Genomic DNA, 19,398 nt, shown 5'->3' with positions numbered 1-19,398 from the left:
CGACCGGCCGTGGCCGCAGCGGAAAAGCTGCGGCCACGGCCGTTCTCCGTTTCCGGAGGGGGCGTCCGGCCACCCGGCGCCGGCTTCCGGATTCGTTTGTCAGTGGGTTGCACCACAATGGGTCAGGCGCGGAGCGCTGCGCGGTGTGCGAGGCCGGGCGCACCCGCACGCCGCGCGGCACGGGCAGGACGGAACGGCACAGGAACGGCGGACAGCGATGGCGGTATGGGACGACGTGGTCGGCCAGGACCGGGTGACGGCGCAGCTGGCCGCGGCCGCGCGCGATGCGGACGCCCTGGTCTCCGCGGAGCGGGCCGGGCAGGAGCCCCCGCCCGGTGAGCGGCCGGAGCCGCCGTCCGCGGACAGCGGCGGCGCCTCCCAGATGACGCACGCCTGGCTGTTCACGGGCCCGCCCGGCTCCGGACGCTCCACCGCTGCCCGTGCCTTCGCCGCCGCCCTGCAGTGCGTCAGCCCGGACCGCGCCCTCGGCGGCGCCCCCGGCTGCGGCTTCTGCGACGGCTGCCACACCGCCCTGATCGGCACCCACGCCGATGTCGAGATCGTCCGTACGGACCTGTTGTCCATCGGTGTCAAGGAGACCCGCGACCTGGTCCGCCGGTCCTCGCTCTCCCCGTCCGGCGGCCGCTGGCAGGTGATCGTCCTGGAGGACGCCGACCGCCTCACCGAAGGCGCCGGCAATGTCCTCCTCAAGGCCGTCGAGGAGCCCGCGCCCCGTACGGTCTGGCTGCTCTGCGCCCCCTCCGTGGAGGACGTCCTCCCCACCATCCGCTCGCGCTGCCGCCTGCTCTCCCTGCGTACACCGCCGGTCGACGCGGTCGCCGATGTCCTCGTCCGCCGGGACGGCATCGAACCGGAGGCCGCCGGCCGGGCCGCCCGCGCCACCCAGGGACACATCGGCCGGGCCCGCCGCCTCGCCACCGACGAGCGCGCCCGTGCCCGCCGGACGGCCGTACTGAAACTCCCCCTCCGCGTCGACGACATCGGCGGCTGCCTCAAGGCCGCCCAGGAGCTGATCGACGCCGCGGGGGAGGACGCCAAGCAGGTCGCCGAGGAGGTCGACACCAAGGAGACCGAGGAGCTGCGCGCCGCGCTCGGCGCCGCCGCCGGCACCAACGGACGGCTGCCGCGCGGCACGGCCGGCGCCATGAAGGAACTCCAGGACAAGCAGAAGCGCCGCTCGACCCGTACCCAGCGCGACAGCCTCGATCTGGCCCTGGTCGACCTCACCGGCTTCTACCGCGACGTCCTCGCCCTCCAGATGGGTGCATCGGTACCCCTCGCCAACGACGAGGTACGCGACAGCGTCCAGCGCATCGCCACCGCCTCGACCCCCGAGCGCACCCTGCGCCGTATAGAAGCCGTCATCGCCTGCCGTGAGGCCCTGGACCGCAATGTGGCCCCCCTCCTCGCGGTCGAGGCGATGACGGTGGCGCTCCGCGCCGGCTGACCACCACCCACCCAGGGCACCGGCCCCCGCCGGTCACCCGGCCACCTACTCCAGGAGCCGCACACACCACGTCCTCACCCGGATACTCTCCGTGCGGGAGTGTTCACGTCACCCGCCCACAGCCATCCGCCCTACCGGCCGAAGTTCGGCTCTCTGCCCGAAAACGCGCCCCCGGACCGCCCCTACCGCTCACCGCTCCACCCCCGCACGGCACGCCGTACCGAAGTACCTGCACTCCATCCACCGCACTCCATCCACCGCACTCCATCCACCGGACTCCATCCACCGCACTTCATCCACCGCACTTCATTCACCGGACTCCACCGCACTCCACATCCAGGGACCGACTCCGCACTCCACACCCCACACTCCACTCCCAGGGACCGAGACCAAGGGACCGCCCATGGCCACCAGCCGCCTGCTCCGCACCTCTGCCGCCGTTCTCGCGGCCACCGCTCTGCTGATCTCCGGCTGCTCCTCGGGGAGTTCGTCCCCCGGCAGCGAGGCGTCCCCGGGCCACAGGACGGAGGCCGGTGTCCAGCGCCCCGCCGAGGCCGCCTCCCTCGCGCCCCTCCCGGCTGCCACCCCATCCGGCCTTCGCCCGTATTACGACCAGAAGCTGAGCTGGCATCCCTGTAAGGTGGCGGGCTTCGAGTGCGCCACGATGAAGGCGCCCCTCGACTACGCCAAGCCCAGCGCGGACACCGACCTCAAGCTCGCGGTGGCCCGCAAGAAGGCCACCGGCCCCGGCAGCCGGATCGGCTCCCTCCAGGTCAATCCGGGCGGCCCCGGCGGCTCGGCCATCGACTACCTCCAGCAGTACGCGCCCCAGCCCGCCTCGGTCCGCGCGCGCTACGACCTGGTGGCGATGGACCCGCGCGGTGTGGACCACAGCGAACCGGTCGAGTGCCTGACCGACAAGCAGATGGACCGCTACACCCAGACCGATGTGACCCCGGACTCACCGGCCGAGGTGAACAAGCTCATCAGCGCCTACCGCAGCTTCGCCAAGGGCTGCGCATCCCGCGCCGGCAAGCTGCTCTCCCATGTCTCCACCATCGAGGCCGCCCGCGACATGGACGTGCTGCGCGCCGTCCTGGGCGACAAGAAGCTCACCTACGTGGGCGCCTCCTACGGCACCTTCCTCGGCGCGACCTACGCCGGCCTCTACCCCTCCCGCGTCGGCCGCATGGTCCTGGACGGCGCCATGAACCCGACGCTTGACTCCCGCACCGTCAACCTCAACCAGACCGCCGGCTTCAACACCGCCTTCAGCGCCTTCGCCGCGGACTGCACCAAGCACAAGGACTGCCCGCTCGGGACCACCAGCGTCGAGGACGCCGGCCGGCAGCTCTCCGCCCTCTTCAAAAAGCTGGACGCCCATCCGGCGAAAACGGGCGAGGAGCGCAAGCTCACCGAATCCCTCGCCACTACGGGCGTCGTCGCCGCCATGTACGACGAGCGTGCCTGGCCCGTCCTGCGCGAATACCTGGCCCAGGCCAAGGCCGGCAACGGCCGCGGGCTGCTCGCCCTCTCCGACAGCTACTACGAGCGCGACCCGAACGGCACCTACGCCAACCAGATGTACGCCAACCCCGCCGTCAACTGCCTCGACCTCGCCTCCGCCTTCACCGGCCCCGACCAGGTCCGCGCCGCCCTGCCCAGCTTCCGCAAGGCCTCCCCGGTCTTCGGCGAAAACTTCGCCTGGGCCGCCCTGAACTGCGCGTACTGGCCGGTCAAGCCCACCGGCACGGCCCACCGCATCGAGGCCAAGGGCGCCGCCCCGATCCTCGTCGTCGGCACCACCCGCGACCCGGCCACCCCCTACACCTGGGCCAAGGCCCTCGCCGCCCAGCTCTCCAGCGCCACCCTCCTCACCTACGAGGGCGACGGCCACACCGCCTACGGCCGCGGCAGCAAGTGCATCGACACCGCGATCAACAACTACCTCCTCAAGGGCACCGTCCCCCCGAAGGGCAAACGCTGCAAGTGACCCGCACCACACCCGTCCCCCTCTCCCCCCGCCGCCCTCTGACCAGCCCCTGAACGCGTTACAGAGCACCCCTCCGCGATGTGTAGACTGGGCCGCGCACCACGCCGCCTTAGCTCAGTTGGCCAGAGCAACGCACTCGTAATGCGTAGGTCTCGGGTTCGAATCCCGAAGGCGGCTCCGACGAGAAGCCAGGTCAGACCCCCTCTGACCTGGCTTTTCTCTTACCGGAGGGGTTCACCTTGGCCGGTGGCGGCGCTTCGATTCGTGCCGCCAAATCCAAGGGGAGCGCAAGGGGAGCGCATGAGCGCAGAGCTTGTGCAGAGGGGTGCGCGAGAAAAACCGTCGCCGGGCCGCCGAACGGGCCGGCGAGGTTCCTTGGCGATCAAACCGGTTTTGTAGAAACGCTCCAACGACGGCTTCTAGGCTGGGCAACGTGGCAGACCCAATGGACACCCTCCCGTTCAAGACGCTCGTGGCGCAGGCGAGCGCCGTGCTGCTGACCCACGGAGTCGAGGTGGAGCCGACGGCCGTGCAGGGTGTCGCGACCCACCTCGTCGAGACCATGGCCAAGCAATCGGGCATGGATTACGAGGAAGTTGTCCACCTGGTGACCGCAGAAGCAGTGGCCGAGGTCATCATGCAGGCGGCTGCTGCGGATGATCAGAGAGCTGCGCCACCGCATGCCATTCGCCCGGTACGGATCGAGGACAGCGCGGTCAGCGTGCCCGTCGAGGTGCTCGGCCACCTGGTCATGGCCGCCTCGCAGGCCGGCAAATACGCCAGCGTGAATGACGACGGTCCAGCCGCGGCCCACCTCCTGGACCTTGCCACCGAGATCGGTGCCGCCCTCGTGAAGCGCCACGCGGACGGCTCGGCGGACATCCCGGTCGGAATCCTCGACGAACTGGCCGAACTGGTGGACACGGTGGCCGAACGGATCGAGGAGGACGGCTGGAGCATTTGCCCCTGTGGCGAGGACCACGACCAGAATGAGGTGGACGCTGGCACCGTGCCGGTCATGCGACATCACGCCGCGCTCGCCCGTGGTCTCCGCGAACAGGCTGCCGGATAGGCTCGGCCGACCGGGGAGGGGCAGACGGAGCAGTGGCAGCGCGGACCGGCTGTGCGAGCGCGGATGTGAGAGCGCGGCGAATTCTGTTCGCTGAGAGACCTATCTGAGATCAGGCAGGCAGGGCCCGAGAGGTGGCGCCCGGCGGCAGGCGTAGCGCCCCACAGTGTCATGAGACCGGGGCCGGCGAAAGCGTGCACGGTGACACGTGCAACTGAGCTGTCACGCGATCGAGCAGCAGCCAGGAACGGCGCACCACCTGCTGCGTAGCTCCGCGCCGGGGCAACGACCAGGACAGGGCCGCTACTTGAGCAAGTTCGGCCACCGTCGAGCGGCTCGGCGAGGCTCGGCCGTCGACGCGACCACGGAATGTGGAGAGCGGCACAGTGAGAGGATTGTGAGCGTGACGGCAAGGACGACGAGTGACATCGAGAAGGCGGCCGGTGTGCTGCGCGCCGGCGGCTTGGTGGCCCTCCCGACCGAAACGGTCTACGGTCTGGGCGCCAACGCCGAGGATCCCGCTGCTGTCGCGCGCATCTTCCAGGTCAAGGGGCGTCCGCCCTCCCACCCGCTGATCGTCCACATCGGCGGCGCGGAGCAGCTGGACGACTGGGTTGAGGACGTGCCCGCGGCGGCGCGCGTTCTGGCCGAGCGCTTCTGGCCGGGGCCGCTCACGCTGGTCCTTCGGCGCGGTCCCCGCGTGCCCCTGGAGGCGACCGGCGGCCTTCAGACGGTGGCTGTGCGGGTGCCCGACCATCCCGTCGCGCTCGCGCTGCTGGCGGCCTTCGGTGGTGGTGTCGCGGCCCCGTCCGCCAACCGCTTCGGCTCGGTCAGCCCCACAACGGCGGACCACGTTCGTGCGGAGCTCGGTGATGCCGTCGACTTCGTGCTGGACGGCGGCCCCTGCGAGGTCGGCGTCGAGTCGACCATCGTCGACGCCACGGGCGAGATCCCGAGCGTCCTTCGGCCCGGCGGGGTGACGCGCGAGGACCTCGAAGCGGTGCTGGGGTTCCCCCTCGCGGTCCCCTCGACCAGCCGGGTCCGGGTGCCGGGCCAGCATCCGTCGCACTACGCGCCGCGGGCACGGGTCGTCCTCGTCGAACCCGAGAAGGTCATCGCCCAAGCGGAATTCTCGCAGGAGCTCGGTCACCAGGTGGGCGTCTTCCTTCCCCCTTCGCTCGCCGACGCTCCGGTCAAGGCGCACGCCGTGGTGGCGGTCCCCGATTCGATGGCCGCCTACGCGCACGGGCTGTACGGGTTCCTGCGCGAGCTCGACCAGCAGGGGTGCGACCTCATCGTCGCGTCCTTGCCGGTGGAGGAGGGGCTGGGACTGGCGATCGCCAACCGGCTCCGCCGCGCCGCGGGCCCCCGGCCCTCTTAAGTAACCAGCACCACGGCACAACAACCTGCTCCAGCCCACCCGTTCAGCGGGCTTCATGATCGCAATGCTGTCGTTGTGCACTGCATGGCGGTGCACAACGAACAGCGCCTCCGTGGCACGGCGCCGGACGATGCGCAGGTGACCGGTAGCTACTGGCCCTATCGGGGAGACCGGGCCCGCCACGCGCTCAGACTCCTGCTCGAAGCCGCCGTCGCCCAGCGCCTGGGGATGCCCGACGACACGAGGGCGCTCAGTCCGCAGCCGCCGCGTCCTCGGCTGCGTCAGTGGCCCCCGACCTAGCGGTGAGCTGGGCTCGGCCGTACCCTGCGGCCATGACTGACGCACCGCCCCTGACTCCCTCCGAAGCCTTCGAACTGCTTCTGGCCGGCAACCAACGCTTCGTTGCCGGCACACCGGAACACCCGAACCAGGACGCCGCCCGCCGCGCCGCAACCGCACCCGGCCAGCGCCCCTTCGCCGCGCTCTTCGGCTGCTCCGACTCCCGCCTGGCCGCCGAGATCGTCTTCGACCGGGGCCTGGGTGACCTGTTCGTCGTCCGCACCGCAGGCCACGTGGCAGGGGCCGAGGTGCTCGGCAGCATCGAGTACGGAATCAGCGTGCTCGAATGCCCGCTGGTCGTGGTGCTGGGCCACGACTCGTGCGGCGCGGTCGCGGCCACCCGCGCCGCCCTGACCGACGGCCTCGGCACCACCGGGTACGTACGCGACGTCGTCGAGCGCGTCACGACCAGCGTTCTGGCCGCCCGCGCCGCCGGACTCACCGAGGACGACGACATCATCGACGAGCACATACGGCACACCGTCGACCTCCTCCTGGACCGCTCCCGAGTGCTCGCCGACCAGGTCACCGCCGGAAAGACAGCCGTGGTGGGCCTGTCCTACCGGCTGGCCGACGGCAGCGCCCGACTCGTCACGTCCCGCGGCCTGCCGGAGGAAGCAGCCGCCCCAGGCACGGCCGCCTGAACCATGCACATGCAGACGACGACAGCGACCAACTCCACAGCGTGACATCCCTAACGCTGAGTGATCGCACGAATTCCATGGCCGCCCCTGTGGCCGCACTCGCCGTCCTGGGGATGGCCTGAAATCTCGGCCTCGTCAGCGGCACCGCCCCGTCACCGGCGCGGTGCCGCCCGCCATCCGCGCTTCAATCCAGGGCCTGATCGACGTTGGCACAGCGTTCATCCGTGTCACCGGCGGGGATGACCTCGGGCATGGCTGCCGCATCCGTCAGACACTCCGCCACTGGCAGCCGGAACAGCATCAGCGCTGGTAACTCTTGCCCCTCGCCCTGGCCACTCGGCCGCATACCGCCCCGACACACATGCCGCTGAGCCCGCTTAGCACAAGCGAACGATAAGCGAGCAGGGCGTGCCAATTTGATGAAACCTGATTCCGAAGAGTCGGGGCACTCGTGGAAGCCCGCTTCCGCTCTCGCCTTATAGGGCGTACGCCTGGGCACATCACAGTCGGCAATGCGCCAATCACCCGTATGGTCCGTTGCTTGACCGTGACTTGACCTTCAGTCGTGAGGTAATCTCCGTGCAAAGAGGTGTTCGCGGTTGCACCAAGCGAAACGGCCTTGACGCAGTGGCAGGCATGTGGCCTGGCCAACGGCCACGTTATCCGGGGGGAGATGTGCTGATGGAGAGACGACGGGTTCCATGCGATTCCGGCCACTGGTCGGCATGGTCCCTCCCCGACCACAGACGTCCCCGCTCCTGCCGCTAGCGGCGGTGACGCGTTCCGCCCTGTAGGCGCGGGCGCCATCCCGTCTCGGATTACCTCTTCGCGTCGACGACGACGCACCAACCCACCGGCTGTCCCGCTCTTCGGGCACGCCGACGTACATCCCATCGACTGATGACCTGAACACACCGCTCCCACAAGCATCGCTTGTGGGCGCAGGAGAAAGGCCACCATGAAGTCCCTGGTTGACAACGCACGTTCCTTCACGACGCATGTGGCAGAGCGCGCTGAGGAGTTCAGCGCCCTTGAGGCCGGGCAGAGCCCCGAGGTCCTGTTCATCACGTGCTCCGACTCGCGCGTGGTGCCGTCCCTGATTACCGGCGCACGCCCCGGTGAACTGTTCGAGCTGCGAACGGCGGGCAACATCGTGCCCGAGTACAGCAGCGACCACCCCGCCGCCGAGACCGCCACCATCGAGTACGCGGTGCGCGTGCTCGGCGTCCGCGACATCATCGTGTGCGGCCACTCCCACTGCGGCGCGGTCAACGCCCTGGTCAGCGGAGGCGATCTTTCCAACCTGCCTGCCGTGCAAGGCTGGTTGGAGCGGGCGGCATCGCAGCCCGAGACGACCGCACCTCTCTCCCCGGACGTTGCAGAGGCGGTCCAGCTCCACGCGGTCGCCCAACTGGAGCGGCTGCACTCCCACCCTTGCATCGCGGAACGGGTCGCGGAGGGCACCTTGGCGGTGCACGCCTGGTACTACGAGGTGCACACCGGAGCCGTGCAGCAGTACGGGCCGGACGACAAGTCTTTCCGACCGCTGTGACCCGCATCCGCCCGCCTCACGGGCCGCCGAGTACCTCTCCCCTTCCGCTTCCGCTGTGCGAGGAAGTCCACTGATGCTCTCCACCCTCACCAAACCCGCCCACCTGCGGCGTGACCTCCTAGCCTCCCTCGTCGTCTTCCTGGTCGCCCTACCCCTGTGCGTGGGAGTGGCCGTAGCCTCCGGAGTGCCCGCCGAACTCGGCCTGATAACCGGCATCGTGGGCGGCCTGGTCGTCGGCTTCCTGCCCGGCAGCAGCCTCCAGGTCAGCGGCCCGGCCGCCGGCCTGACCGTCCTGGTCTTCGAGGCCGTCCAGGAATTCGGCCTCGGCGTTCTGGGCGCCATCGTCCTGATCGCCGGCCTGGTCCAAATCGCGCTGGGAGCAATGCGGTTCGGTCGCTTCTTCCGCGCGATCACGGTCGCCGTCGTCCAGGGCATGCTCGCCGGCATCGGACTCGTTCTGATCTTCGGCCAGCTCTACACCATGGCCGACGTCAAGCAACCCCGCTCCGGCCTCGACAAGATCGCGGGACTCCCGCACCTGGTCACCGAGATCGCCACCTCCAGCACTGCCCTGACCGCGTTCGCCATCGGGGCAGCCACCATCGCCATTCTGGTCCTGTGGAAGAAACTCCCGGCCAAGGCCCAGATGGTGCCCGCGCCGCTTGCCGCGGTCGCCCTGGTCACCGCCGCCACTGCGGCATTCGGCTGGTCCGTGCCCCGCGTCGAAGTCCAAGGGCTCCTCTCGGCCATCCAGCCGCCGGGGATGTCTGACTTCGCCTCGCTGGGCAGCCTCGCCGCCCTGGGCACGGTCCTCGCCTTCGCCCTCATCGCCTCGGCTGAAAGCCTCTTCAGTGCCGCCGCCGTCGACCGCATGCACGACGGGCCACGCACCGACTACGACAAGGAACTGATGGCCCAGGGCGTGGGCAACACCATCTGCGGTGTCCTCGGTGCCCTGCCGCTGACCGCGGTCATCGTGCGTAGCTCGGCCAACGTCCAGGCCGGGGCCAAGACGAAGCTGTCCCGCATCCTGCACGGTCTGTGGCTCGTGCTGTTCGCCGCGCTCCTGCCGGCCGCGATCGGCATCATCCCGCTGGCCGCGCTCGCCGGGGTACTCGTCCACGCCGGATGCAAACTCATCCCGGTCAAGGACCTCCTGCCTCTGTGGCGCGAGCACCGCGGCGAGGCCGTTGTCCTGGCCATCACCGCGATCGCCATCATCGCCACCAACATGTTCGAAGGTGTCCTCCTGGGCATCGTCCTCGCCGTGGTCAAGTGCGCCTGGGAAACCTCCCACGTCCACATCGACACCCATGAGACGACCGACGGGCGGCTGCTCGTCACCCTCACCGGGTCCGCGACGTTCCTCCGGCTGCCCCGCATGCTCGAAACCCTCGAAGCGCTCCCGCACGACAGGCCCGTCGAACTCGACCTCTCCGAGGTGCGCCACCTCGACCACGCCTGCCGCCTCACCCTGGAGAACTGGGCACAACAGCGGGGAACCACCATCAAGGCGCTCGCGAAAGCCTGACCGGTCCCTCATCGAACGCGCGACCTGCGATGGCTCACATTCACAGCAGGAGCGCATGACTCATCCACTGCCGCCCCTCGCCCGATGCCGGGCGAGGGGCATCACCCAAGACACTCCTGCATCGTCCGAGGCGCGGAACACTCAAAGGGGGCAACGATGTTCGATCTCAGGACAGAGGCAGAAATGCGGCTGTACTCGGAAAAGCTGGCCAAGGAACTCGCCCTGAAAAAGCTCCGTGAGAAGGGCAGCGACAGCAACACCGACACCCCAAAACCGCCTCCGGCCGACGAAGGACACTCGCAGGGCACCGAGGCCCCGGATACCGAGCTGAAGCCCATGTAGAAGCAGCACTGCGAGGCGCGAGCCACCCGCCGATACCTGACTGGGAGCGGAGAGAAGCAGCCTGCACTTCAGAGCGGTGAACAGCGGTCAATCGGCACAACTCGCGAGGTTCGAGTGGTGACTGTGGCGCAGCCGGGAGGGGTTGCGTCGATACCCAGCGCCCGGACGGGGCACCCGTATGGCGCTCCTGCTGTGGCCGACACTGCGCGCGTCAGCGCAGTATTACGTGCGCAACACCGGCCGGCGAGGACAAGGACGGGCGACGATGGCCGAGGCCGCCGGCCCTGAGGGTGACGGTTCCGCGATGGCTTCCTACGTCAGTTTTCTGTCCCGGATTCGGGGGAAGTGGTGGCTGGTCGTGGGACAGTTCCTGGCTGCTGGCCTGTGACTTCCCTGGGGGAGGTACCCGGTGGGGCGATGCGTGCTGGGTTTTCGTGCCAGGGGACGTGAGTATCGGGCAGGGGCGCGGGACGGGATGGGGGCGGGCCCAAGAATGCCTGCGGGTTGCTCACCCCGGCGACCTTGGCAAGGCCCTCGAGATAGGGGCGTGCCTGGTACTGGAGCACTTTGAGGTCGTAACGGAATTCGTCGTTGAAGGGCCACAGGGCTTCGTGTTGTTCGGGGTGGTGCTGGGCGTACCAGGTGAGTTCGTAGTGCCACTTGGTGGTGAAGGGCCGGATGACCTTGTTGAGCAGGTCCGAGGCGTAGTGGTCGACGGTGTCGATGCCTTCTAGCCCTGCTTTGGCCGGCCCGGCAGGGCGTGTCTGCTCGCGGCGAAAAGTGATCCAGGCGTACAAGGAGTCGCTGGCCGCACAGATCGAGCCCCGACCGTCGTCCAGCGGCTGGGCGATGATCCGGTCTGCCGCCTCATGAAAGAGCTTGGCGGCGAGCAGCCGTTTGTCGCCGTCGAATCTGATGGTGACCGTGCTGCCCGGACCGCTCCACAATTGCAGGGACTCGACGCGAAAGGCGTTGCGGTAAAAGGCGGCGGCAACGGCCAGCGCGGCGCCGACGGCCATACCCACAGCCATGAACTGGTTCTGAGCGCCTTGCTGGCTGATGGCATGGACCTCAAAGCCCACAAGGCCGCCCAGCGCCAGGCCGACAAGGCCCCAGACCACGGCCCGTACGGCGGTCGGTACTTGAGCACGTATGCGCATCACTGTCCCTCCCCCTTGGCCAACGGCATCCGTGAACCGCTGTACAACAGAACGTACATGCCTCAGCCGGAAGGTGGCACTGCATGCCGGACAGGCTGCGGTGTGCGGATGCCGACCTCCTGCGGGGCAGGAGGGGTCAGGTGTGATTTCTCGACGGTAGTAGGTCGGTTCCGGACAGCTCGGCGAGTGCCATGGCGATGGAGGTGAGCGGCTCGCGCAGGGCGCCGAGCGCGTCGCGCATTTCATCGGAGCGTTCCCAGAGACGTTCGTGCTCGATGGAGCTCATTCCCTCGGGCCGCGTGGCCTCATGCATCTGGAGTGCGGCGTGCCAAGTGGCCAGAAAGGGTCGTAGGTGATCGTTGGTGAGGGCGGAGGCGATGCGGGGGAGAGTCGCCTCGGCAGGATTTTCCGCACCCATGCGGTGTAGCACTTCGCGCGATGTGCCGAAGACCGAGTGGAGTGAGGTGAGAGCTTCCCGCAGGGAGCCCTGATCGGGAGCGAGGGGCTGCACGCCGATCCTGGTGATCAGTTCGACCTGCAGGTCGAAGGCGGCCACGCGCTCGGTCTGGCTAGGGCGCCCGGACCTGCCGCCGATGACCGGCGCCGCGCGGCGTTCGACCTCGGAACGAGATGAAACCGGAGGCTCGTCGACCAGTGTGGACAGGGCATGGAGGAGGGCGCGTCGGAGATCCTCCTGGCGTGCCGTGTCGGTGTCGTGCCGTTGAACGGCCCGTGCCAGCAAAGGGTGTACGGTCCAGGCCGATTCGCCGGCGCCGGCGGGCTGTACGACCCCTTCGCCGAGCAACGCCTCAACCGCCTCGGCGATCAGATGGGGGGCCTCCCAGGGGTCGTAGGAACTCACCGTGGACAGGATCTGTTCGAGCAGGTGCTGGGTGAGCGGCGCGGGGCAGGCGAGGGCGAGCAGCCGCAGTACGTCGTCGGCAGGGGTGCGGGAGTCGAGTGCCCGGGGGAGCAACTGGGCGGTGAGGGGTCCGCGACCGGCGACGGCGCGTGCTCCGTCGGCCGGTTCCGGTACGGACAGCACATCCGTCAGGGAGCTGTGCAGGCGGCCACGGACGTGGTGGAAGCTGCTGGAGAGGGTGAGCTCGGCGACGAGGTCGAGCGCATAGGGGTGTCCGCCGAGATCGTGGACGAGAGAGTGTGCCGCCGCTTCCTCCGCTGCCTCGTGCGGGGTGCGCCGTGACGTCACCAGGTGATAGCTGTCCCGCTCGGGCAGGGGCTGGACGTCGATGGCCTCAGCATAGGAAGGGTAGCGCCGAGAGCGCGTGGTGATGAGGGTGGACGCCAGCAAGTGGGGGCCGCGCAGAAGATGCAGCTGGTCGGGAGGCAGGCCGTCCGGCACGCCGTCCACCACCCACAGGCATGCGGCATTGCGCTCTCCGATCTTCACCGCAAGGCTGCTGAGCAGACGGGGGAGAGGGGCGGAGCCGCTCTTCAGCCCGAGTGCGGACGCGACGGTGTTGATCTGCTCCAGGTACGTCTGCATGGCGTCGGCGGGTGTGCCCACACGGCAGCGATGCAGATCGAACCAGAAGACCCCGCCGGGGAAGGCAGGACTGAACCTCAGCGCGTACTCCTGGGCGAGCAGCGACTTCCCGATGCCCGGCATCCCGCGCAGTTGCGCGGTGCGACCGTCGCCGCCCTGCACGCTGACCAGCGGGGCGCGATGCCGGTGCAGCGCGGTGTGAATCCGCCATTGTTCGGCCAGACGGCCGGTGAAGTGCGGCGAGCCCGGACGAGCGGGGGCGGGTAGCCAAGGAACGAATGGCACTGCCGCGCCCGTGCCCATGGGCCCGTCGAGCGTGGCGCTATAGGCCGCAACGCTGGCGGCGAGGTCCTGCGCCGACTGCGCGTCGGCCGGCCATGGCCAATGACGCGCGTCTCGCAGTTCCACAGGATGCACATGGTCGGTTGTCGGCTCCGGATTGACCACCAGGATGCGGCGGCGCGGATCGCCCTCCCGCAGACCCGTCAGGTAGGCATAGGTGAGTTCCCACTGACAGGCTCGTCGATGCGGGTATTCCTCGGAGTACAGAGCCAGGAGGACTCGGGCGTGAGCCAGCGCGCTAGTGATGGTCGTCGTAATGGAGGCGAAGTCGTCCACGGCGGTGTCGTCGACGAATACGCGCATTCCCTGGCTATGGAGAGCGGCGATCAGCCCAGCGGCCCGCTCGGCGTCGGACCGGCTGTAGCTGACGAAGACGTCCCATCGGTCATCTGGGGCTTCGCGTGGCAGCTCCTCCACGCCCATCAGCCGGTCTCCCTCGTGCGGTCTTCAGGCGTCCTGCCCTGGCGCGGGGCGCCAGCGGCCCGAACACCACTGCACTGGTGAACCCGCTTGGCAAGTCGTGAGCATCCTGGCCTGATAAACGCTCGGGGCTTCGGAGAGACCGGTGTCCTCACAGCAACATCAGCCTGCCAGCGCTTCTCCACTCTCCGTAGCGACAAAACTAGCGGGGGGGGGGATAGCCAGCATTCGACTCAGCAGGCACAGGAACAACTGTGCGGAACGGGATCGTCACGGCAACATCATGCGTCAAGGACCGACCAAATCACGCAGCGGGTCGCGCGACAGACGCTGGTGTCAGTCAAGGCTGGCTTGCCCCGGGGTACGGCTTGGACGCTGAAACCGCGAAGAGGAAGTGCTCACCTGTCAGGACGCTGCCAGGCGGCACGAGGTACCTGAAGCGCTGACCGGAGCCGCTGCCTGGCAGCGAATGGGGCGCGCTGGCCGGCGTGGAGGCGCCCGGCGGCCACCTGCTCGGCCGGGACGCGAGAGAGTTCCAGCAGCAGGTCCATGGTGCTGGATGTACTCGGTCGGTGTCTCTTCGGTCTTCTCGCGTCCGCCGCCCCAGGCCGCCAGCACACTCGGCGTCGCCCGCTCAACAACGTGTTTGCCCTCCCTCAGACCGCTACCGCCCGGACCCAACTGTCCCGGATCGCCGGGCAGATGGCCGGGACAACCGCCGTTCTCCTCTACGACCTGGGCGACCGATGCCAGGCGCGAGCCTGGTTACGTACCGCCGAGGCAGTCACCGAAGAATCGAGCGACCGGACCCTGCACGTCTGGGTCCTGGCCCGAGGGGCGATAGTTCTACCCAACTACGGGGCCCCAGAGCCGCTACCGACCTCGCCGACAGCGCCCGCCACGTCGCCGGAGGCAGGACCTCCGCATCGGCCACCCTCGCCGCCGCCCGTGCGCCTACGCCCTCACCGGGGAAAACGACCGCGCGCATGCTGCCCTCGCAGCAGCCGACCAGGCCATGGACCGCCTCAACGCCGCTGAGCGCGCCGACACCTGGTTCGGGCACGGCGAACGCAAGCACCACGTGCACCTCTCCCACGCCCTGACTGCGCTCGGCGAGACCGGCCGGGCCCGGGAGAGCCAGAACTGGGCACTGTCCCTGTCCGGAGCCCCCACAAGCATGTCCTCCACCCTGCTCCGGATCGACGCGGCGGCATGTCTTCACCGCGACGGCGACACCGAACAAGCCTGCCGCACCGCTGCAGGCGTACTACGCGCCCTGCCACCGGCCTACTCCACCGGACTCACCCACGAACGGGCCAGGGACCTGCTGCGGTCCATCCCCGTCCAGCGCCACCGTGAGCCAGCCGTACGAGAACTCCCGGCAGTGCTTGTACGAGACCCGTCCCTCGTCCGGACGGCTGATGTTCGCCCGACGGCTGCCGCCCATTCGGGCGATGGCGCGGGCGCCATGGCCTGGCACACGGCAGTGCGTGATCTCATGGCTCGGTGCCAGCCGCAATCCGGGCCGCTTCCGGGCCGGCCGCCGGGGCCGTCGGCTCCCAGCCGGACCTGATCGCCCAGACGGTGCCCTACCCGACAGGTGGCATGGTGGAAGAAAGGGCTGGAGTCGTGTGAGCGCCCGGTCCCGATCCACGCAGGGATCAACGTGAGCGCGAGGGCTGCGGCATGGAGCCGGAAGAGCCGGACGAGGACGAGTTCGTCGACGAGAACGACGACGGCGAGCCGTTTCTGGACACCTGCGATCAGTGCGGCGGGTTGCTCCAGCTGGGGCTGTACGAGGGCGATGACCCGCTGCTGACCGTGCTGCCGGACTCATCAGCGATCTATCAGGACAATCCCAAGAGGGACGGCACCGTGATGGTCATGGTCTGCTCAGCCGAATGCCTGCAGAAGATCGAGGAGAAATTCCGGCAGAGGCCCTTCGTTCACGAGGAGCTGTGGGCGGGCAAGATCGTTCGCGCCATCATGGAGCATCCGCAGGGGCTCAGTCCGCGGGAGCTGGACCGGGAGACGGGGCTGAAGCCTTCACAGATCCTGGCGGGGTTGGCTTGGCTGGAGGAACGGCGCCGCGGTTCGAAGCGGTCAGGGGGACCCGGCGGATCGGCAGCGGGTTGACCCCTGCCCAAATTCGCTCATCCCGATAGTCCCAGTCGTTTGCGGGATGCCTCACCGCTGGCCCTTCGACGCAACGGCCTCGCGGCGTTCCAGCTGTAGCGACGGCGATCTGCACCAGCTCAGAGGTCCCGGATACCGGGCCGGCGGTAGATTGGTTCCTAGACGGCGTTCACGGCTGTCTTGGCGCCTTGTAACTCCCTACAGCTCGGTGGGCGGGGCAGTCGGCGGATGCCGGCTCAAGGTGTTCACAACACGGGTGAGGAGGCTCCTCGTGGCAACCATGACACTTCCCACCGGCTATACGAAGGCCGAATGGGAACCGATCGTTCGCAAGGGCCGGAAGCTGATCAAGCAGAAGTCCAGCATTCAGTTCGCCTTGGGCGATCTAGTGATCGACGCGCTGGTAGGCCACCCACGTGGGCATGGCGAGGTGGGAGAGGTCATCGAACTTCTCGCCCACCAGATCGGCATCAACGCGAGCACTCTGCGTGAGTACCACCAGATTGCGACGCAGTGGCCGGAGGAGAAACGGCGGCCGGATGTCTGCTGGAGCGTCCACCGGAATCTCGCCTACGTACGAAGCCGCTACATCCTGATCCGGAAGGACCCGTACGACCCGATCTCGAAAGAGAACCGCTGGACTGTGAACGAGGCACAGAAGACCGCGAACCGGTCCTTCGACACACCGAGTAACAAGGAAGAGCGGCTCGCCAGGACCCGGCGGCTCCTGCACAGCGACGAGGACGCGGCCGAAATCGTGAAGGAGGTGATCACGCGGCCTGAGGTCCGTAGTCGGGTTGTAGCCGACCGGCGCGCGCGGAACCTGCTCCGGGAAGCCCAGTACGAACACTGGCGGGAAGTCGACCGCGAGGTTGAGGCCGAGGCCGAGCTTGCGCCGGCCGAAGACGCCGAAGAGGTCGAGGAGGCTTTGGAGGAAGCGGCACCAGGGATCAGCTACCAGGAAGCTCCTCTGGAGATTCTGCGGCTGTTCGGAAGTTTCGCATCGTTCTTCGTCTCCCTGCAGCGGATCATCCCCCAGGTCCACTCCCAGGACTACAGCGAGGAGACGAAGGCAGCGGTCCTCGACAACGTCCACAAGGCCCGGATGCTCCTCGACTGGTGCGAGAGCGCCATCAAGACGGGCCGTACCGACATGGACAAGGCGTTGGCCAAGCTGCTTCAGGACGAAGAAGGTGAGTAACCGTGGCGGCGCGGAGCCGCCAGACGGCGCATGACAGCGCAGAGGACATTTGGAACCGGGTGGCCAGAGCCGGTGACGAAGGACTTCCCCGCGTGGAGGCGATGGGTCGCTACACGTCGGCCCAGTTCGAGAGGGCAAAGGACTGGATCCGCGACTGCCAGCCCGCGAACACGGGGAAATTCGTCCTGGTAGACGGTCGCTACATGATGACCAACGGTGGGGATCAAGAAGGTGAGTAACCATGCCCACGCAGCGCCGCCAGGCGGCGCACGACAGCGGAGAGGACATATGGAACCGGGTGGTCAAGGCCGGTGATGACGGCCTCCCCCGAGAGGATGCGATCGGTCGTAACACGCCGGCCCAGTTCGAGCGGGGGAAGGCGTGGATCCGCGACCACCAGTGCGCGAACAAAAAGAAGGGGTTCGTCCTGGTGCACGGTCGCTACACGGCGACGAACAACGTTGACATGTGCAAGCTGTACGCGTCGTCGAGACTGCATTCGTTGGAAAAGCAGGCCGCGCGTATCTACAAGTGCTCTTTGGCGAACCTGCCGAAGGAGGCACAGAGCGACCTGACGGTGATAGTGCTGCTCAAGACGTGCAACGACATCTTCGCCGCGCTGAAGTTCCTGAAGGACGCGGGCTTCTCGCCGCAGGCCGCAGCAGAAGCCGCCCAGCAGAAGCCCAAGGCGTCTACGGCAGCGGGTAGGGGCCGCAAGACACCTGGAACCCCTGGACGGCGTTGAATCTGAAAGGGGCGCGAGCCGGGCTCACAGGTAGGGTGGGCCCGACCCGCTTGAGTTGAGCGTCACCGTGAGGATCGCCTGCCGCAAATCAAGACCGCGATCCGCGCTGCGTCAGGGTGATAGTGGCTGGATTCCTCATGCGCCACATGGTGCGCGTCTCCGAGCGGATGCGAAACCTCAGCCTGGCCATGCCCAGCCGGTCAAGACGCCCAAGGGCAAGCGGCGCCGCTCGCGCCACATGACAACGAAAGACCTTCGTACAGGCGGGCGCCGAGATCATGACGCGATCGTCAGCTTCCCGGCCGGCCAGCGCCGCGGCCTTGCACCGCGCGCTGGCCGCACTAGGTACTGCCCCCACGCTGGACCGCACCCACCGGCCCCACGGGCCACGCCCGGAGGATGCCCCACTGCTGCTGGGCATCCTGCTGGCCAAAGCCGAACTCGATGCGACCGTGATTGCCGACCCCGGGGAAGAGCCCCCCGAAGGCATGACGTCGCTGATCGAGGGCTACAACACCCTTATCCGCTCTGAGGAGATGCGCCTGCGACTGCTTGCCCTGCGGCTGATCAGAACCGCGTTCGACATCGGCCTCTACGAAGGCGCCGACGACCCGTGCACCCCGGCAGCGGAAACCGCCGTCATGACAGCGGCCAACATGATCAACGCCCGCCGTCTCGCCTGGCACGGCAGCGGCCCGGCCGACCAGCAGGCCCTCGTCACCGCTCTCAGGTCCGCCGACCAGTTCAGCCGAAGCACCCTGGAGGACCTTGAACAGGCACGTGACCAGTTCGCACCTGAACCCCGAAGCAAGGTCGGCCCCAAGCGCTCGGCGCAAGCACGGCACCGCAGAAACCGCTGATCAGAGCGCCGTCGGCCGAGGAGGCGAGCTGACCTGCTCGTTCCTGTCCGCGTCACTGCGGCAGGGTGTGGCCGATGTGCTCCTTCCACAGGCTTCGGGCGCGGTCCAGGTGCAACAGCGATATGTACCACCACAGGTCCCCCTCACTGGGGTCGCTGCCCGTGGTGGTGCGGCGGGCAGCGTGCTGAGCTTCCTGGAGAGCGTTGCCGACCTTCCACCACTCAGGGGCAGCCATATCCAGGGAGGCGATACGACTGCGGGTGCCCTCACTGACCGCTTCCCACAGAGCCTGCAGGCTGTAGCGCAGGGAGCGTTCCTCCAACGCGGTCACTTCCGTAAACGGGAGAGTGGGATCGATGACGACCCGGCCCCAGTGATTGAGGTGCTGGGCGACGAGCGTGAGCGTGACCTGGCGCGGCGGGACGGAAGCAGCCTCGACGGGTGTTCCCGGTGCGACGGGCGTCCGCGAGGCCGGATCGATGAGACCGGCCTGCGCCAGCAGCCGCGCCGTGGGCACGCACATGTCGTCACGGCGATGGAAGGGACAGTGTTCCGGCTGCATCGGTCGCCTCTCGCTCTGGGAGCGGACCATCCTAGCCTCGGCCACATGGCGTGCAGCCTGGCCTTGATCGCTAGAAGAAAAGGGGCGATTCTCGCACTACGGTTCTGCGGCAGCTCTCGCGAGTGGCCCCCGCGTCGGCCTCGTCC

16 protein-coding genes and 1 tRNA gene are annotated in these 19,398 nt (G+C 68.3%); 13 read left to right on the top strand and 4 right to left on the bottom strand.

Features of this window, described 5'->3' with window-relative positions; translation table 11 throughout:
- Positions 1 to 217 precede the first annotated feature (217 nt).
- The 9 genes from SLV14N_RS18175 (at position 218) to SLV14N_RS18135 (ending at position 10,319) form a co-directional block, all read left to right on the top strand.
- The gene (locus SLV14N_RS18175) at positions 218 to 1,468 is read left to right on the top strand and encodes a DNA polymerase III subunit delta' (RefSeq protein ID WP_208681944.1); all 1,251 of its coding nucleotides are present in this window, start codon (positions 218 to 220) and stop codon (positions 1,466 to 1,468) included.
- Between the two features lie 403 nt (positions 1,469 to 1,871).
- A complete protein-coding gene (locus tag SLV14N_RS18170) occupies positions 1,872 to 3,461 on the top strand; it encodes an alpha/beta hydrolase (RefSeq protein WP_263270194.1) in 1,590 nt (529 codons plus the stop codon).
- A 103-nt stretch (positions 3,462 to 3,564) separates the two neighbouring features.
- Positions 3,565 to 3,638, top strand: a tRNA-Thr gene (locus SLV14N_RS18165).
- Positions 3,639 to 3,894: 256 nt separating this feature from the next.
- Positions 3,895 to 4,533, top strand: coding sequence for a hypothetical protein (locus SLV14N_RS18160; RefSeq protein ID WP_263270193.1), 639 nt, complete (start codon positions 3,895 to 3,897; stop codon positions 4,531 to 4,533).
- A gap of 400 nt (positions 4,534 to 4,933) precedes the next feature.
- Complete coding sequence (locus SLV14N_RS18155) at positions 4,934 to 5,911, top strand: L-threonylcarbamoyladenylate synthase (RefSeq protein WP_263270192.1); 978 nt, start codon at positions 4,934 to 4,936, stop codon at positions 5,909 to 5,911.
- Positions 5,912 to 6,243: 332 nt separating this feature from the next.
- Positions 6,244 to 6,894 carry a carbonic anhydrase gene (locus SLV14N_RS18150; protein WP_263270191.1) on the top strand — a complete coding sequence of 217 codons (651 nt, stop codon included), beginning with the start codon at positions 6,244 to 6,246 and terminating at the stop codon, positions 6,892 to 6,894.
- A gap of 958 nt (positions 6,895 to 7,852) precedes the next feature.
- Positions 7,853 to 8,446, top strand: a complete 594-nt coding sequence (locus tag SLV14N_RS18145; protein WP_263270190.1) for a carbonic anhydrase — start codon at positions 7,853 to 7,855, stop codon at positions 8,444 to 8,446.
- Positions 8,447 to 8,519: 73 nt separating this feature from the next.
- Positions 8,520 to 9,977 carry a SulP family inorganic anion transporter gene (locus SLV14N_RS18140; protein ID WP_263270189.1) on the top strand — a complete coding sequence of 486 codons (1,458 nt, stop codon included), beginning with the start codon at positions 8,520 to 8,522 and terminating at the stop codon, positions 9,975 to 9,977.
- A 156-nt stretch (positions 9,978 to 10,133) separates the two neighbouring features.
- Positions 10,134 to 10,319 carry a hypothetical protein gene (locus SLV14N_RS18135; RefSeq protein ID WP_263270188.1) on the top strand — a complete coding sequence of 62 codons (186 nt, stop codon included), beginning with the start codon at positions 10,134 to 10,136 and terminating at the stop codon, positions 10,317 to 10,319.
- 317 nt (positions 10,320 to 10,636) lie between these two features.
- Here the strand turns inward: SLV14N_RS18135 and SLV14N_RS18130 are convergent, their stop codons facing one another.
- The 3 genes from SLV14N_RS18130 to SLV14N_RS18120 all read right to left on the bottom strand — a co-directional run bounded on the left by SLV14N_RS18130 (position 10,637) and on the right by SLV14N_RS18120 (position 15,195).
- The gene (locus tag SLV14N_RS18130) at positions 10,637 to 11,479 is read right to left on the bottom strand and encodes a hypothetical protein (RefSeq protein ID WP_263270187.1); all 843 of its coding nucleotides are present in this window, start codon (positions 11,477 to 11,479) and stop codon (positions 10,637 to 10,639) included.
- A 136-nt stretch (positions 11,480 to 11,615) separates the two neighbouring features.
- Positions 11,616 to 13,751: a toll/interleukin-1 receptor domain-containing protein gene (locus tag SLV14N_RS18125; RefSeq protein WP_263270186.1), complete on the bottom strand. Its 2,136-nt coding sequence runs from the start codon at positions 13,749 to 13,751 to the stop codon at positions 11,616 to 11,618.
- Between the two features lie 1,264 nt (positions 13,752 to 15,015).
- Positions 15,016 to 15,195, bottom strand: coding sequence for a hypothetical protein (locus SLV14N_RS18120; RefSeq protein ID WP_263270185.1), 180 nt, complete (start codon positions 15,193 to 15,195; stop codon positions 15,016 to 15,018).
- 239 nt (positions 15,196 to 15,434) lie between these two features.
- Here SLV14N_RS18120 and SLV14N_RS18115 point away from each other — a divergent pair, with 239 nt between their 5' ends.
- The 4 genes from SLV14N_RS18115 to SLV14N_RS18100 all read left to right on the top strand — a co-directional run bounded on the left by SLV14N_RS18115 (position 15,435) and on the right by SLV14N_RS18100 (position 18,690).
- Positions 15,435 to 15,884 carry a hypothetical protein gene (locus tag SLV14N_RS18115; protein ID WP_263270184.1) on the top strand — a complete coding sequence of 150 codons (450 nt, stop codon included), beginning with the start codon at positions 15,435 to 15,437 and terminating at the stop codon, positions 15,882 to 15,884.
- Between the two features lie 280 nt (positions 15,885 to 16,164).
- Complete coding sequence (locus tag SLV14N_RS18110) at positions 16,165 to 17,085, top strand: DUF6192 family protein (protein ID WP_263273207.1); 921 nt, start codon at positions 16,165 to 16,167, stop codon at positions 17,083 to 17,085.
- Between the two features lie 241 nt (positions 17,086 to 17,326).
- Positions 17,327 to 17,830: a hypothetical protein gene (locus SLV14N_RS18105; protein ID WP_263270182.1), complete on the top strand. Its 504-nt coding sequence runs from the start codon at positions 17,327 to 17,329 to the stop codon at positions 17,828 to 17,830.
- Positions 17,831 to 18,150: 320 nt separating this feature from the next.
- Positions 18,151 to 18,690 (top strand): hypothetical protein, encoded by a 540-nt coding sequence (locus tag SLV14N_RS18100; RefSeq protein ID WP_263270181.1) that lies wholly within the window; start codon positions 18,151 to 18,153, stop codon positions 18,688 to 18,690.
- Positions 18,691 to 18,742: 52 nt separating this feature from the next.
- Here the strand turns inward: SLV14N_RS18100 and SLV14N_RS18095 are convergent, their stop codons facing one another.
- Positions 18,743 to 19,213 (bottom strand): hypothetical protein, encoded by a 471-nt coding sequence (locus SLV14N_RS18095; protein ID WP_263270180.1) that lies wholly within the window; start codon positions 19,211 to 19,213, stop codon positions 18,743 to 18,745.
- Positions 19,214 to 19,398: the final 185 nt, after the last annotated feature.

This window comes from Streptomyces sp. Je 1-4 4N24, assembly GCF_026239515.1.
In the GTDB taxonomy this organism is placed as follows: domain Bacteria; phylum Actinomycetota; class Actinomycetes; order Streptomycetales; family Streptomycetaceae; genus Streptomyces; species Streptomyces nigrescens.
The sequence above is the reverse complement of the archived record's forward strand: the minus strand, read 5'-3'. Positions and strand labels throughout refer to the sequence as shown.